The following is a 15,432-nucleotide window of genomic DNA, read 5'->3' as shown; positions in this document are numbered from 1 at the left end:
GACCGCACGTGATCTCGATCTGGCCGCGTCTGGCTGCGCTCGTCGCCATCGTGGCCGCACTTGCGGTCGCCTCGGACGAGTTCGACGCGCGCTGGGTTCTGACGGCGGTGTGCGGGACGCTGGCCGTTGCCGGCGTCGCTGCTGGGGTGCGTCGGAACCATCCCGCGACCGCCGCTCCCTGGTGGTTCATCGGTGCTGCACTCGCGTCGTTCACCGTGGCGGTACTGGTGTACAGATTCAGCACCCTCGACGCGTCCGACGCCTGCAGGGTGATCGGGTACTGCGTGCTCGGCGTCGGCCTCATCGTGTGGCTGACCGCGTACCGGCCTCGTGAGGACGTCGACCCGCTCGTCGACGGTGTCCTGGTGGCGATGTCGGTGATGCTGCTGACCTGGGTCCTCGTCCTCTCGCCGATCCTGGCGCGCACCGACTCGGCCCTGTCCACGGCGCAGAGTCTGTATCCCGTGTTCGACGTGGCCCTGGCGACTCTGGTTGCGTACCTTGCGATGTCGACGCCTGGTGCGAACCGGTCCCTGCAGTGGTTGATGTCGGGGTTCGTGCTGTTCTTCGTGGGCGACATGGCCAACTCGTTGATCGGCGGCGGAGTTCTCGACGTCCCGCCGGCCGTCCGAACCGCCGCCTACAGCGCCGGCGCCCTGGCGCTCGGCGGCGCTGCGCTCGACCGGTCGATGGTGAACATCTCGCCCATGCCGATCGCTACGCCGGCGCAGACACCCGAACGCGGAGCCCTGGCCGTCATCGTGTTGGTCACGTGCTCGGTGTTCCCGGTGGTGTACACCGCAGCCAACCGAGCCGATCTGATCGTGCGCTCGGTGCTGTTGTCGCTCATCGTCATCGGCACGTTCATGCGGGGCGAACGCGCGTTGCGGGCGGTGAAGGCCGCGAAGGATCGGGCCCGGTACGAGGCCGACCACGACGCGCTCACCGGGCTGCTCGGCCGAAGTGCGTTGGTCGACGTCGCACGTCGGGCGAGTCGCTCCGGGGCGCCGGTCACCGTGCTGTTCGTCGACCTCGACAACTTCAAGTTCGTCAACGATTCCTACGGGCACACCGTGGGAGACGAGTTGATCCGCGAGGTTGCGGCGCGCATCCTCGTGGCGGTCGGTCCGGACGACGACGTCGTCCGTTACGCCGGCGACGAGTTCGTGGTGATCACCGGTGTCGACCGTGACCGAGCCGGCGACGTCGCCCGGCGACTGATCGACGCGATCGCGCGCCCGTTCTCCTCCACCGTCGCCACGTTCGCGGTGACGGCGACGGTCGGGATCTCGACGGCGGATTCGATTGCCGACGCGGCCGAGCTGACCACTCTGATCGCCGACGCGGACACTGCCATGTACCACGCCAAATCGCGCGGTCCGAACAGCGTCGCGTTCTTCGACGAGCCGCTGCGCGCGCTCTCGACGACCGCCACGGCCACGGCGACAGCCTTGCGCGGAGCCTGTGCGCGCGGCGAATTCGAGGTGTACTACCAACCGATCGTGGCGACGCGAAGCAGGCGCACCGTGGTCTACGAGGCGCTGGTGCGGTGGCGGCGCGGCGACGACGTGGTCACTCCCGACAAGTTCGTTCCGATCGCGGAGTCCATCGATCTGATCGGCGAGATCGGTGAGTTCGTTCTCGATCGCTCGGTGCGCGATCTCGCGGCGCTGCAGGCCGCAGGGGGTGCGGACATCACCATGTCGGTCAATGTGTCGGCCATCCAGCTCCGCGACCGATCCTTCCCGACCATGGTGCGTGACACCCTGGCCCGACACGGCGTGCCCGGCTCGGCGTTGGCGCTGGAGGTCACCGAGTCCGCCCTGCTCGGTGACTTCGACGAGGCACATTCCGTCATCCGGCGGCTCAAGGAGCAGGGCGTCCTGATCGTGCTCGACGACTTCGGCGTCGGATTCTCCTCGCTGAGCCGTCTGCAGCGACTGCCCATCGACGTCGTCAAGATCGACAAATCGTTCATCGCCGACGTCGAGCGAGGCCAGTCCGCCACGACACTGCTGCAGGCCATCGCGGCCATGCTCGACGCGATGGGGATCCTCAGTGTCGCCGAGGGCGTGGAGACCGAGGAGCAACTGCGCGTCGTCGAAAGCGTCGGCTGCCCCTTCGCGCAGGGATTTCTCTTCAGCCGGGCGTACCCGCTCGACCACTGGGTCACCGCACCGTTGGAGCCGTCCACACTGTCGTCCCCGCGGTCACGAACCCGATGACCGCGTCGCCGATCTTGGCGACGACCTCCTGGCAAGTTCCAAGCCGATTCCCAGCGTCACGGGAGACGGTGGTGTCGAGGGAACACACCATCGAACCGCAGGAGCATTCGCGATGTCCGCACCGTCCGTCTCGCCCGTCTCGCCCGTCGTAACCGCCACCACCACCGCGACGGCGCGTGTGGCCACCGTCCGCTTCAGCGACCTCGACGACGCGCACGTGTTCCTCGACTGGCTGGCCGCGCGCGGTGCGAAGGCCCGAACCGGGGTCACCTTCCCGATCTTCGCCGCCACCGCCGCCGACGCGTACGGGCTCTGTTCGTCGCTCACCTACGCGACGTTCTCCGAGATGGAATGCGCGAACCTCCCCGCAGGCGCACTGGACCGCGGCCCCGAGTTCGGCGCCCCAGTGGTCGTGGGTCCCGTCGCCAGTGACGACGGGTGGGAGATCGTGCAGATTCTCTCCGTCAGTTCGGGACCGACGCGATGACCCGTACGTGGAAGCGACTCGGTTCGGACAGCCCGAGTTATGTGCGCGAATGCCCTCGAGTGGTGAGCCGAACTCGGTAAAGTTCAGGTCCGGGGTGCCGTATCCGTTCTACGAGTCGGAAAGAGGGCCGGCCGATGGTGGTGGCCGTCGCGCCGCAGGGCCGGTTCGCCCTGTCCGTGACGGTGGCTCTCGTCTCGGTGTCGGCGGTGACCGTCGTCGTACGACTGCTGGGCATCGAGCCGATCTTTTTCGGCGCGTGCATCGTCGCGACCACGGGGGCCGTCGTTCTCGGAATCGTGCGCCACAAGCCCGCACTCGCGGCGGCATGGTGGTTCATTGCCGCAGCCATCGCGATGTACTTCGCGTACTACACCGCAATGGAGGCGTATCCCGCAGGAGGAAACGGGTCCCTCGCCGTTGCCGACATCTTTCGCGTCGTCGGCTACGTCGTCATGGCCGCCGGGCTGAGCTGGTGGATCAAGGATCGCCGCACTCGGCCCGACATGACACCCCTGATCGACGGTGTCCTGATCTCGTTGGGGGTCCTGTTCGTCACCTGGGTGCTGTTCCTGTCGCCGATCCTCGCCCTCGAGGGTTCACCCGGCCCGACCATGCCGGCCGGTCTCTACCCGGCCTTCGACGCCGGAATCTGCACCCTCGCAGTCTATTTGGTGATCGGATCGCGTGGAGCGAACACCTCCGTTCGGTGGCTCATGGTCGGATTCGCATCGTTCTTCCTGGGCGACATGGCGTTCGCGGTGTCGCTGGGCGAGGGCGCACAGCCGCCGCCATGGATCTACGACGTCGCGTTCGGCCTGGGCCTGGTGTCGTTCGCGGCAGCGGCGCTCGACAAGTCGATGACCGGGGTGGCTCAACTGCCGCTGTTCACCCCGACGCGCAGTCCGCGCCGCGGCGTCGTTCTGCTCGTCCTCCTTGCGCTCTGCGCGCTGATTCCTGTGGTCGTCACGGCGCGGAACGGCGCAGATCTGGTGTTCCGCACGGTCATGCTGACCCTGATCGTGATGGTGACCTTCCTGCGCGGCGAGCGTGCGCTGCGACGCGCGCAGGAGAGCGAGGACCGCGCTCGCCACGATGCGACACACGACCCGCTGACGGGGCTGCCGAACCGGGCCGCGTTGGCGCGGCGACGCGACTCGCGGGACGTCACGGTTCTCTTCGTCGACCTGGACAACTTCAAGATCGTCAACGATTCCTACGGCCATCGCGTCGGCGACGATCTGATCGCCGCCGCTGCCTCGCGCATCCGGTCCGCGGTCGATGCGTCGGACTCGGTGGTCCGTTACTCGGGCGACGAGTTCGTGGTGTTGACCGACCTGGATCGGCAGGGCGCCGAAGCGCTGGCGAGACGCATCGTCGACAGCATCGGCCGGCCGTACGAGCTGGGAGCCATCACCGTGTACGTGACCGGAACGGTGGGGATCGCGCGCGGACACGGCACCCGCGGTGTGGGCGGGCTCGACGACGTCATCCGCGACGCCGACGCCGCGATGTACCGGGCCAAGGGCCAGGGCGCCGGCTCGCTGTCGTTCTTCGACGAATCGTTGCGCCAGTCGGCCACGCGCGAACTCGAACTGGCCACGGCACTGCGCGGAGCCGTGGACCGGGGCGAGTTCGAGGTGTACTACCAACCCATCGTGGCAACGGACACCCGCGAGGTCGAGGTCTACGAGGCGCTCCTTCGCTGGCACCACGCCGGAACCGTCGTCCCTCCCCTCGAATTCGTGCCGATCGCAGAGTCCACCGGCTTGATCGGCGAGATCGGCGAATGGGTGCTGGACACGGCGATCGCCGACATCGCCCGAATGCGACGGTGCGGCCGGCCCGACGTGACGGTGTCGGTCAACGTCTCCGCGCTGCAACTGCGCAACGACCGGCTTGTGGAGACCGTCCGCGACATCCTGAGCGCACACGGTGTCGACGGAAGCGTGCTCTCGCTCGAAGTGACCGAGAGCATGCTCGTCGACGATGCGGACAAGGCCGACTCGTTGCTCGCTCGGCTCACCGCGCAGGGCATTCTCGTCGTTCTCGACGACTTCGGTACGGGCTACTCGTCGCTGAGCAGGTTGCGGCACATGCCCATTGCCGTGCTCAAGATCGACAAGTCGTTCGTGGCGGAGATCGGCGACGATTCCACCGCCCTGTCGCTGCTGTCCGCGATCACCTCCATGGCCGATGCGCTGTCGATCCTCATCGTGGCCGAAGGTGTGGAGACCGAACTGCAGATGAGAACCGTCACCGAGATGGGCGCCCGCTTCGCTCAGGGATTCCTGTTCGGCGAGCCCGCACCGCTGGCCCGGTGGCTGACCGAGGGGTCAGAAGCGCCACCGATAGTCACCGAGCGGTAGCGAGTTGACCGTATGCACTCTCCATCTGCCGCTGTCGTTGCTCAGGGTGCTGATGCCGGCGTTCACGATGCGCGGCGACGGCCTCCGCAGGACGGAGTCGAGGATCGCCCGGATGACACCACCGTGCGCGACCACCAGCAGAGCGCCGGTCGGGTGTTGCGCGGCGAGCGCGTCCAACCGCCGCCGTCCCCGCTCGATCAGGTCCCGGCGCGGTTCCATCCCCGGGTAACGGCCGTCCGGCCAGTACGAGTAGGCCTCGAAGTCGCTGAGGCCCTCGGCCTCGCCGAAGTGCCGCTCCGCCAGGTCGTCGAACGTCGCGGTGCGACGCACGCCGACCGCCTCGCCGATGATGTCGGCGGTTTCGGCGGCACGCGAGAGGGGCGAACTCACGAGAACGTCCCACTGCACACGCACGGAACCCAAGGGTGCGGAACCGGCCTCCGGCCGCGAGAACGCGCCGAGTTCGGCCGCCGCCTCCCGCGCCTGTTCGCGCCCGGTGTCGTTGAGCGGAATGTCCGACGAACCTTGAAGGCGACCGCGGGCGTTCCAGTCGGTTTCTCCGTGACGAACCAGCGCGACGAAAGTCATGATGGTGGACAAGCCTACGGGCGCAGGTGCAGGCCCACGGGTGCAGGGCAGGGGCCCGTGCCAGGGGCCGAGCCCTCGTTACCGGGGAGTACGGTCACGGTTGACGGTCAGAGCGGACTGGAAAGAGGCTGACGATGAATTTGGCACTGACGGACGAAGAACTCGCGTTCCGCGACGAGATGCGAACGTTCTTCACCACGAAGATTCCGGCGGATCTGCGCGAGCGAAATGCGAGCGGCGCGAACCCGCAGGGTCGTGAGGACATGGTCACCACCATGCGTATCCTCAACGAGCACAAGCTGGCGACGCCGCACTGGCCCGTCGAGTGGGGCGGCCGTGACTGGACGCCGATGCAGCATCACATCTGGCTCGACGAACTGCAGCTGGCGTCGGTACCCGAGCCGCTCGCGTTCAACGCGTCGATGGTCGGACCGGTCATCGCCACCTTCGGCTCGCAGGAGCAGAAGGAGAAGTTCCTGCCGCCCACGGCGAACCTCGACATCTGGTGGTGCCAGGGCTTCTCCGAGCCCGAGGCGGGATCGGACCTCGCGTCGCTGCGCACCACCGCCATCCGCGACGGCGAAGACTACGTCATCAACGGACAGAAGACGTGGACCACGCTGGGCCAGTACGCCGACTGGATCTTCGTCCTCGCCCGCACCAACCCGGACGCACCGAAGAAGCAGGCCGGAATCTCGTTCATCCTCGTCGATCTGAAGACGCCGGGCATCGAGATGCGCCCCATCAAGCTGATCGACGGCAGCTTCGAGGTCAACGAGGTGTTCTTCGAGGACGTGCGCGTCCCGGCGGAGAATCTCGTCGGTGAGGAGAACGCCGGCTGGACGTACGCGAAGTTCCTGCTCAGCAACGAGCGCACCGGAATCACCCGCCTCGGATGGACCAAAACCAAACTGGCACAGGCGAAGAAGCTCGCCGGCGAAACCAAGGTCGGTTCCGGGACGCTGCTCGACGATCCGGTCTTCGCCTCGCGCTTCGCCGAGCTGGAGAACCAGGTGCTCACGCTGGAGCTGACTCAGTTGCGCATCGTCTCCGATTACGATGCGGGCAAGGAGAATCCGGCCTCGTCCGTGCTCAAGCTGCGGGGCAGTCAACTGCAGCAGGAGGCGACCGAGATCCTGGCCGACGTGGCCGGACCGGACTCGTTGCCGTTCGACGCGGGTGACGACTCGCCGTCCCCGGCGTGGGCGCAGCGCGCGACCCCCACGTACCTGAACTTCCGCAAGACCTCGATCTACGGCGGTTCCAACGAAATTCAGCGCACCATCATCGCATCCGGCATTCTGGGCCTGTAGGAGAACGAGCGACATGCAATTCGATTTCGACGACGAGCAGAAGTTGTTGCGCGACACCGTGCGCGAAGTACTCTCCCGCAGCTACGACCTCGAGAAGCGCAAGGCGACGCTCGAGACCGACCTCGGGTGGAACGAGTCGGTGTGGAAGCAGTTCGCGGAACTGGGCCTGCTGGGCCTGAGTTTCGCCGAGGAAGACGGCGGCATGGGTGCCGGTCCGGTGGAGACGCTGGCCGTGATGACCGAGATCGGTCGACGGCTCGCGCCGGAACCCCTGCTCGACGCGGTCCTGATCCCCGGCGGACTCATCTCCGCGGTCGGCTCGGCCGAGCAGCGTCAGCGGGTGCTCACCGCGGTGTCCGAGGGACAGCTCCTGCTGGCCTTCGCCAACTCCGAACCCGGATCACGCTGGCCCGCACAGGCATCGGGAACCAAGGCTGTCTCCGACGGTGGTTCGTGGTCCATCACCGGTGTGAAGAACCCTGTTCTGCACGGTGACTGCGCCAACACCTTCGTGGTCAGTGCCGCGCTGCCCGACGGCGGCATCGGGCTGTTCCTGGTGGAAGCGGACGCCACCGGTGTGTCGCGCAAGAACTACCGCACGCACGACGGTCTCCGCGGGGCGTCGGTGGAGTTCACCGACGCGGCGGCCGAACCGCTCGGAGACGGCGGCGACGCCACCGCGGCGATCGTCGAAGCGGACGTCCGCGCGCAGGCCGCCCTCGCCGCGGAGGCGCTCGGTGCCATGGAGGAAGCGCTACGCCTCACCACCGACTACCTGAAGCAGCGCAAGCAGTTCGGGGTTCCGCTGGCGAAGTTCCAGGCACTCACCTTCCGTGCGGCCGACATGTACATCCAGCTCGAACTCGCGCGCAGCATGGTTCTCTACGCCACGATGTCGCTGGCGGACGGCTCGGTCGATCCCGTCATCGCGTCGCGGGCCAAGCTACAGATCGGTCGGTCGGCACGGCTGGTCGGGCAGGAAGCCATTCAGCTGCACGGCGGCATCGGCGTCACCGCCGAGTACCCCGTCGGTCACTACACCTCCCGTCTCACCGCGATCGAGCACACGCTCGGCAGCACCGACGATCACCTGCGCGTCATCACCGAGGCGCTGACCGATCACGAGATGTTGGGGGTTTAACTCTGCTGTGCGCGATTTCCGGCCCTAGGGGGCCGGAAATCGCGCACAGCGGATGTTGGTTGCGATCTCCCGAACGCGCCCGACGAACGTGTCGTGCGTGACCCCCGAGCTGTGCGGAGTCATGATGACGTTCGACAGATCGGCGAAGGGGTGTCGGCTCGGTTCGCCCTGCCCGTGCGCGTCGGGGTAGGTGTACCAGACGTCGAGGGCCGCGCCGGCGATCACGCCCGTCGACAGCGCATCGAACAGCGCCTGTTCCTCGATCACCGGTCCGCGGGCGACGTTGACGACGATTCCCGACTGTCCCAGTGCCTTCAGTTCGTCTGTGCCGACCAGTGAGCGTGTCGCCGAATTCAGCGGGGTCGACACGACCACCACGTCGGCGTCCGTCATGAGTCGGCCGAGATCGCCGACGTCCGACGCCCAGAGCAAGCCTTCGGCGGCCGCGTCGACGGTGCCGCGGCCCGTCACCGCGAAGCCGGTACATCCGAACGGACGCAACAACTCCCACGACCGTGCGCCGATGTTGCCGAACCCCACGAATCCGATGCGTGCGCTGCGCAGGTTCCGCAGCTGGGGAACGGCGTCGTCGTACACCGACGTCGCCCAGACTCCCGATCGCAACGCCCGGTCCTGACGAACCAGATCGCGCCGCAGCATCACGGTGGTCGCCACCACGTACTCGGCGATCGAGTCCTCGTGGTGCGAGGTCGTCAACACCGAGGTGTCCGGGCCGAGCGCGTCGAACGCGATCTTGTCGGTTCCGGCGCCGGCAACGTGGACGAGGGACATGCCCGAACCTGCCTGCGCCATCGTCGGTGTGACTCGACCGCCGACGTAGACGTCGGCGTCCACGAGGTCCGAGGCGATCGCCTCCTCGTCGAAACGGCGGTGCCACGACACGACGGCGCCGTCGGGTACCAGGGATTCGAACAGTTCTCTGTGCGGCAGCAGGTTTCGGTCGCCGACGACGATCTTCACGGGTGGTGGCCTTTCACAGCAGGAACAGTTGTTGGCCGACGAGCACGAGGGCGCCGGCGGCCGACACCACGATGGACGTCCGGCGCATCCGCTCGCGGTCCATCACCCGGTTCACGAATCGTGATGCGACATAACCGAGTGCGGCGACCGGGACGAGCAGCAGGAACATCTCGGCCGTGTTCCGGTGGACCGCACCGGTGACCGCGAGAACCGCCAGCGACAGAAGGGATCCGACCAGAAAGAACGCACTCATCGTGCCGCGCAGATTCGCCCCGACTCTGCCCTGCATCACGAGTGCCATCGGGGGACCGCCGATCGACGTCGCCGTCCCGAGAAGCCCCGAGGCGGCGCCCGCGACCATCAGGTTGCGCCGGTGCGGCTGCGGTGACCACCCGATGGACGCGGCCGCGACACCGCCGAGCACGACGCACGCCAGCAGGACGGCCAGTCCGCGGGGTGGGAGCAGTAGGAGCACGACGGCGCCGACGATGGTGCCCGGCACCCGTCCGATCAGCGCCCACCCCGTGCCGCGCAGGTCGATGCTGACGCGTTCTTTCACCACGACCACCAGCGTCAGCACCGTCGCCAGCATGATGATGATCCCGGGCACCAGGGTCGGATCCACGAGCGCGACAACGGGAGCCGCGAGCATCCCCATGCCGAAGCCGATGGACGCCTGCATGCACGACGCCGCGAACACCGCGACGGCCACGATCGTGAACTGAGCCGCGGTCACCCGACAGCGGCCGGCACGCCGAGGTCGACGGCGCCGCGCGGGTGGTAGCACTCGGCGGTGTGGTCGGACGCCGACGGGTCGACGGCCACCGGGGGTGTCGCCGACGCGCACACCTCGGTGGCGTGAGCGCAGCGAGTGCGGAAGCGGCACCCCGACGGCGGGTTCAGCGGTGAGGGCACTTCGCCTTCGAGGATGATCTTGGTGCGTCGCGCGTCGGGATCGAGTGTCGGGGCCGCCGACATCAGCGCCTCGGTGTAGGGATGCGAGGGGTGATCGAAGACGTCCTCGGTCTCACCGGTCTCGACGATCCGTCCGAGGTACATCACGGCGACCCGATCGGCGACGTGCCGCACCACGGACAGGTCGTGCGAGATGAACACGTAGGCGATCCCGAGTTGTTTCTGCAGGTCGGCGAGCAGGTTCAGCACCTGCGCCTGCACCGACAGGTCCAGGGCCGAGACGGGTTCGTCGCAGATGACCACCTTGGGGTCGAGGGCCAGCGCCCGCGCGATTCCCAGTCGTTGACGCTGTCCACCCGAGAACTCCTGCGGGAACCGGTGTTCGTCGCTCGGACGCAGCCCGACGAGATGCAGTAGTTCCCGGACCCGCGCCGCGCGGTCGCGCCGGGTGCGGTACAGATCTTTGTGGGTACGCCACGGCTCGGAGATGATGTCGGCGGCGGTCATGCGAGAGTTCAGCGACGCGTACGGGTCCTGAAACACCATCTGCACGCGGCGGCGCAGAGCGAGCAGTTCCTTGCCCTTGAGCGAGAACGGGTCGACGCCGTCCCATTCCAGGGTGCCCCCGTCCGGCCGCTCGAGCATCATGAGTGTTCGCGCGAGAGTGGACTTGCCGCAACCGGATTCGCCGACCAGACCGAGCGTCTCGCCGGCGCGCAGATCGAGGTCGATCCCGTCGAGGGCCTTGAGCTTGTTGTTTCCGTTCTTGGCGGCGGACACGGTGAACGTCTTGGTGAGCCCGCGAACGGCCAGAAGTTGTTCAGGCATTGCTGTTCTCCTCGATTGTGCCCGTCGACATCGTGGCGACTTCGTTGCTGAAGTGGCACGCCGCGAACCTGTCGGGTCCCACCGCCGTCAGGGGCGGCCGGGTGTCGCGGCAGATTTGGCGCGCGAGCGGGCACCGGTCCTGATAGACGCATCCGGGCGGCACGGACCGCAGATCCGGCGGTGTTCCGCCGATCGACTTGAGGTCCTCGCCGCGGGTCACCCCGACCGGAACCGAATCGAGCAGGCCCTTCGTGTACGGGTGGCGCGGTGCGGCGAACACGTCGGCGACCCGTCCGGTCTCGACGACCGTGCCGGCGTACATGACGGCGACGCGGTCGGCCTCCTCGGAGACGAGTGCCAGGTCGTGGGTGATGAGCACGACGGCCATGTCGTGTTCGGTGCGAAGGCCTTTGAGCAACGTCATGATCTGCGCCTGCACCGTGACGTCGAGTGCGGTGGTGGGTTCGTCGGCGAGCAGAACCGAGGGGCTCAGTGCGACGGCCATGGCGATCAGCAGGCGCTGACGCATGCCGCCGGAGAACTGGTGGGGGTAGGAGTCGACGCGGGACTCCGGCTCGGGGATCCCGACTCGGCGCATCAGCGAGATCGCCTCGACCTTGGCCTCTTTCGCCGACAGCCCGCGGTGGATGCGGAAGGACTCACCGAGCTGCGTGCCGACGGTGTACACGGGGTTGAGTGCGGTGAGGGCGTCCTGGAACACGATGGCCAGTTCGGTGGCCGCGAGGGCGCGCCGCTTCTTGGGCGACGCGGTCACCAGGTCCACCTTGTCGAGGACGACCGATCCGGAGGTCACGTCGGCGATGGGTTCGAGGAGGCCGACGACGGCTTGCGCGGTCATGGACTTTCCACATCCGGATTCGCCCAGCAGAGCCAGGGTTTCGCCGCGGACGGCGACGAACGAGACGTCGTCGACGGCGCGCAGCGTGCCCGACGGGGTGCGCAGGTCGACGGTGAGACCGCGAACGTCGAGGGCGACGCGGGCCTGGTCACCGTCCGGTGCTGTGTGAATCGCTGCGGGAGCGCTCATTTCGATGCCTTTCTACGCAGGGCGAGGCGGGCCCGCTGAGTGCGGGGGAGGGTCAGACGCCACCGCTGGGCGGGGTCGGTGGCGATGCGTGCCCATGCGGCGAGGATGGTCGCCGACACCGTCGTCACCACGATGGCGACGCCGGGGAAGAACGAGAGCCACCACGCGGACTGCAGGTACGTACGCCCCTGCGAGACCATCAGGCCCCAGCTGATGTCCGGCGGCTGAATACCGATGCCCAGGAACGACAGCGACGATTCGGCGAGCATGACGTAGCAGAAGTCCAGGGTGGCGACGGTGAGCAACGTGGGCAACAGGATCGGGAACACGTGTCGCCTGATCACGGCCCCGCTCTTGGCGCCGAACGTGCGCGCTGCGTCGACGAAGAGACGGGACTGCAGCTCGGCGGATTCTGCGCGAGCGGTGCGGAGGTAGATCGGGATGCGCGTGATCGCCAGGACGAGAACGATGTTGGCGGCGCTGGGGGAGAAGACGTAGAGGACGACGACGGCCATGAGCAACGACGGGAAGCTCATGATGACGTCGGCGACGCGCATTGCCGTGGTCTCGCGCCACCCGCGGTGATACCCGGCCCACATGCCGATGACCGATCCGACGATGCAGGAGACGACGACGGCCGGGATGGCCACCGACAGCGTGGTTCGGGACGCGACGATCAGTCGGGCGAACATGCTGCGGCCCAACGGGTCCGTGCCCAGGATGTTGATCCATCCGTTGCTCGGGTCGAAGGGCGGGAGGGTGGACTCGTCGAGGTTCTGGTCGGTGGCGGCGTTGCCCACCACCATCGGTCCGAAGACGGCCACCAGGAACACCAGGACGAGGACCGATGCCGCCACGGTGGCGAGGCGGTCACGGAGTAGCAAGCGCCACAACGGCATCGACGAACTCGAGGACGGCTTGACCACCGGCTCGAGGGCCGGCAGCTCGGGAGTCGGTGGACCCGGGATGGGTGCGGGAGCGTGATGATCTATCGACATGTCGGCCTCCTAGACCATGGACTTCTCGCGCACACGCGCGTCGAGCAGCGCGTATCCCGCGTCGATCAGGATGTTGAGTACGAAGATCGACACCGCGGTCAGCAGGACGGCTGCCTGCAGAACGGCGAAGTCGCGCTGGAGGATCGCGTCGATCATCAGCTTGCCGATTCCCGGCCATCCGAAGATCGCCTCGACCACGACGGCGCCGTTCACCAGACCCACGGTGAGGTCGCCCGCGACGGTGAGCGCCGGCGCGGCGGCGTTGCGCAGCGCGTGGTGGGTGACGACGCGGAAGTTGCCGGCGCCCTTGCTGCGTGCGAGTCGGACGTAGGGCGCCGACAGTGCGGACACCATGGCGCCGCGCACCACCTGCGTCAGTACACCGAGCGGGCGGATCAGCAGCGTGGCGATCGGGAGGATCCAGGCGAGGGCGCCGCTGGTACCCGATGTCGGGAGCACGCCCAGGACGACGGCGAAGATCCAGACGCCCGTGATGGCGAACCAGAAGTCGGGGATCGATGCCGCCGTCATGGAGAGCAGGCTCGACGCGCGGTCGGCCAGCGAGTTGGGGCGGTAGGCGGCCCAGCAGCCGATGACGATGGCGAGCAGTATCGCGATGACCATGGTGAAGAAGGCGAGCTGCAGTGTGGCGGGGAATGCCCGCAACGCCATGTCCGAAGCCTGCTCGCTGGTTCGGAGCGACTCACCGAAGTCGAGTCGGATCGCGCCGGAGACGTAGTCGAGCATCTGCGTGAAGATCGGCTTGTCGAAGCCGTTCTCCGCCGCGAACGCGGCGCGTTGGTCGGGTGTGGCGGAGACCGGGAGATACAGATTGGTCGGGTCACCGGTGAGTCGGGCGAGGAAGAAGACGCCGAAGAGAACGACGATCAGCGGAATCAGGCTCGTGTAGATGCGTCTGCGCAGGAAGGAAAACATCCGTGGTCGTTCCTATCCGGAGGTGGAGGGGTCGGTGCGGGTGAACTCGGCCAACCGCATTTCGTCACCCGAGGCGGAGTTCGGGGAGTACTGCACGGTGGGCGACATTCCCAGCACCCCGCTCATGTGAGCGATGTAGGCGTACTGGCGGATGTCGACGGGTTCGGCGTCGAAGATGCGCTGGAAGGCAGCTTCGCGGTCCGCGCCCGTCAGGGCGTTCGCAGCGTCGAGTTTGGCGTCGAATTCCGCTGTTCCGTACGAACTTTGGTAACCGTCGCTGCGCAGGTACTGCTCGTCGGTGAACTGGGCGTCACCGGCCTGGTTGCCGTGCATGATCATCAACAGATAGGGCCCGGTGTTGCTCGGGAACGGCCGAATTTGGTATTCGAGCTGGGCGGCCGTGTCCATCATCTGGATCTTCACGTTCAGGCCGGCCTTGCTGAGTGCATTCTGGATGACTTCGATCGTCTCGTTGATCTTCGGGTATTGCCCGGTGCGGCCGATGAGCCGAATTTCGTTGTCGACGGGGACACCGTCGGCACGTGCGTCGGCCACGAGCTTCGCGGCCCGATCGGGGTCGTAGGGCGTCGGCTGCAGGTCGGGATCGAAACCTACGATGGAGCTGCCCGCCAGCTGCGCGGCCGGCTCGCCGAGACCGCGGAACAGGGCCTTCACGATGCCCGCGCGGTTCACGGCCAGGTCGATTGCTTCGCGAACGCGGTAGTCGTCGAGCGGAGGCTCCGTGGCCTGCATGCGCAGTGCGGTGGTCTCACCGTTCGGGTAGGCGACACCGAGGTCGCCGGCGCCGTCCTCCGGGCCCAGGCCCACGGCGATTTCGGCTTCGTCGTTGACGACCATGGCGGCGCGCACGCTGCCCTCGGTGCGCCACTGGTAGATCGCCCGGCTGTACTCCGGAGCCGCGCCCCAGTAGGAGTCGTTGCGCGTCAGGGTCAACCGCTGGCTGTAGTCCCACTTGTCGATCTTGTAGGGCCCCGTACCGATGGGCTCCCGCACGCGATCGGTGGTGCTCGTCGTTCGGGGGACCATCTCGACGAACGAGATGCGCAGCGGCAGAATGGGATCAGGCGAGACCGTCTCGACGGTGAGCGTCGACGGATCGACCGCCGTGACCACGAGGGGATCGTCGCCGAAGACGTAACCATCGACGTCGCATCCGATGTCGGAGTTGACGGCGCGGTCGATCGAGACCGCCGCATCGGTGGCGTCGAAGGGTGATCCGTCGCTGAACGTCACGCCGGATCGAATGGCGAAGGTCCATTTGTTCGGCGACGTCTGCACCCACGACTCGGCGAGCTTGGGCTCTAGCTCACCGCTGACGGCGTTGCGTTCCGTGAGCGGCTCGGTGATGTTGGAACGCACGACGATTCCGGTGGACGTGAGCGACGAATCGCACGGTTCCAGAGTCGGGGGTTCCTGAGGGAGAACGATCCGCAGGGTGTCGGGGCTCGCAGCGTCGCCGCTGGTCGAGTTGGCCACCGAACACCCCACGGACAGGACCGAAACCGATGCCATCGCAACGAGAGTCGTTGCGATTCGGCGCCGGCTCCCCTGCGTGGTCGGTGGTGCAGGGCTCATGGTGTCCTCC

Annotated in this window: 13 protein-coding genes; 5 read left to right on the top strand and 8 right to left on the bottom strand. The window is 67.3% G+C overall.

All coding sequences use genetic code 11. The features are described 5' to 3' along the window. The first annotated feature begins 8 nt into the window (after positions 1 to 8). The 3 genes from AC59JP_RS15325 (at position 9) to AC59JP_RS15315 (ending at position 5,078) form a co-directional block, all read left to right on the top strand. Positions 9 to 2,225, top strand: a complete 2,217-nt coding sequence (locus AC59JP_RS15325; protein ID WP_497326669.1) for a putative bifunctional diguanylate cyclase/phosphodiesterase — start codon at positions 9 to 11, stop codon at positions 2,223 to 2,225. A 112-nt stretch (positions 2,226 to 2,337) separates the two neighbouring features. Then, entirely contained in the window at positions 2,338 to 2,712 is a 375-nt protein-coding gene (locus AC59JP_RS15320; RefSeq protein WP_497326668.1) for a hypothetical protein, read from the top strand. Between the two features lie 134 nt (positions 2,713 to 2,846). Then, complete coding sequence (locus tag AC59JP_RS15315; protein ID WP_497326667.1) at positions 2,847 to 5,078, top strand: putative bifunctional diguanylate cyclase/phosphodiesterase; 2,232 nt, start codon at positions 2,847 to 2,849, stop codon at positions 5,076 to 5,078. Here AC59JP_RS15315 and AC59JP_RS15310 read toward each other — a convergent pair. Then, the gene (locus AC59JP_RS15310) at positions 5,046 to 5,666 is read right to left on the bottom strand and encodes a histidine phosphatase family protein (RefSeq protein ID WP_497326666.1); all 621 of its coding nucleotides are present in this window, start codon (positions 5,664 to 5,666) and stop codon (positions 5,046 to 5,048) included. The two genes, AC59JP_RS15315 and AC59JP_RS15310, sit on opposite strands and share 33 nt — an antisense overlap. A gap of 134 nt (positions 5,667 to 5,800) precedes the next feature. Between AC59JP_RS15310 and AC59JP_RS15305 the strand changes: the two genes are divergently transcribed. Both AC59JP_RS15305 and AC59JP_RS15300 read left to right on the top strand, forming a co-directional pair. After that, positions 5,801 to 6,979, top strand: a complete 1,179-nt coding sequence (locus AC59JP_RS15305) for an acyl-CoA dehydrogenase family protein (protein ID WP_497326665.1) — start codon at positions 5,801 to 5,803, stop codon at positions 6,977 to 6,979. Positions 6,980 to 6,992: 13 nt separating this feature from the next. Continuing rightward, positions 6,993 to 8,120 carry an acyl-CoA dehydrogenase family protein gene (locus AC59JP_RS15300; protein ID WP_497326664.1) on the top strand — a complete coding sequence of 376 codons (1,128 nt, stop codon included), beginning with the start codon at positions 6,993 to 6,995 and terminating at the stop codon, positions 8,118 to 8,120. A 24-nt stretch (positions 8,121 to 8,144) separates the two neighbouring features. Here the strand turns inward: AC59JP_RS15300 and AC59JP_RS15295 are convergent, their stop codons facing one another. From AC59JP_RS15295 to AC59JP_RS15265, 7 genes are read right to left on the bottom strand one after another with little or no spacing between them, the layout of a single operon-like run. Beyond that, a complete protein-coding gene (locus tag AC59JP_RS15295) occupies positions 8,145 to 9,101 on the bottom strand; it encodes a 2-hydroxyacid dehydrogenase (RefSeq protein ID WP_497326663.1) in 957 nt (318 codons plus the stop codon). Positions 9,102 to 9,114: 13 nt separating this feature from the next. Further along, positions 9,115 to 9,837, bottom strand: a complete 723-nt coding sequence (locus AC59JP_RS15290; protein WP_497326662.1) for a sulfite exporter TauE/SafE family protein — start codon at positions 9,835 to 9,837, stop codon at positions 9,115 to 9,117. Then, positions 9,834 to 10,844 (bottom strand): ABC transporter ATP-binding protein, encoded by a 1,011-nt coding sequence (locus AC59JP_RS15285; RefSeq protein WP_497326661.1) that lies wholly within the window; start codon positions 10,842 to 10,844, stop codon positions 9,834 to 9,836. The genes AC59JP_RS15290 and AC59JP_RS15285 overlap by 4 nt, the downstream gene beginning before the upstream one ends. Beyond that, complete coding sequence (locus AC59JP_RS15280; RefSeq protein ID WP_497326660.1) at positions 10,837 to 11,892, bottom strand: ABC transporter ATP-binding protein; 1,056 nt, start codon at positions 11,890 to 11,892, stop codon at positions 10,837 to 10,839. The genes AC59JP_RS15285 and AC59JP_RS15280 overlap by 8 nt, the downstream gene beginning before the upstream one ends. Beyond that, a complete protein-coding gene (locus tag AC59JP_RS15275) occupies positions 11,889 to 12,890 on the bottom strand; it encodes an ABC transporter permease (RefSeq protein WP_497326659.1) in 1,002 nt (333 codons plus the stop codon). Before AC59JP_RS15275 ends, AC59JP_RS15280 begins: the two co-directional genes overlap by 4 nt. A gap of 9 nt (positions 12,891 to 12,899) precedes the next feature. After that, on the bottom strand, positions 12,900 to 13,826 hold the full coding sequence (locus AC59JP_RS15270; protein ID WP_497326658.1) for an ABC transporter permease: 927 nt from the start codon (positions 13,824 to 13,826) through the stop codon (positions 12,900 to 12,902). Between the two features lie 12 nt (positions 13,827 to 13,838). After that, positions 13,839 to 15,422 carry an ABC transporter substrate-binding protein gene (locus AC59JP_RS15265; RefSeq protein WP_497326657.1) on the bottom strand — a complete coding sequence of 528 codons (1,584 nt, stop codon included), beginning with the start codon at positions 15,420 to 15,422 and terminating at the stop codon, positions 13,839 to 13,841. Positions 15,423 to 15,432: the final 10 nt, after the last annotated feature.

The sequence above is a fragment of the Rhodococcus sp. 320_ES genome (assembly GCF_059691855.1).
The sequence above is the reverse complement of the archived record's forward strand: the minus strand, read 5'-3'. Positions and strand labels throughout refer to the sequence as shown.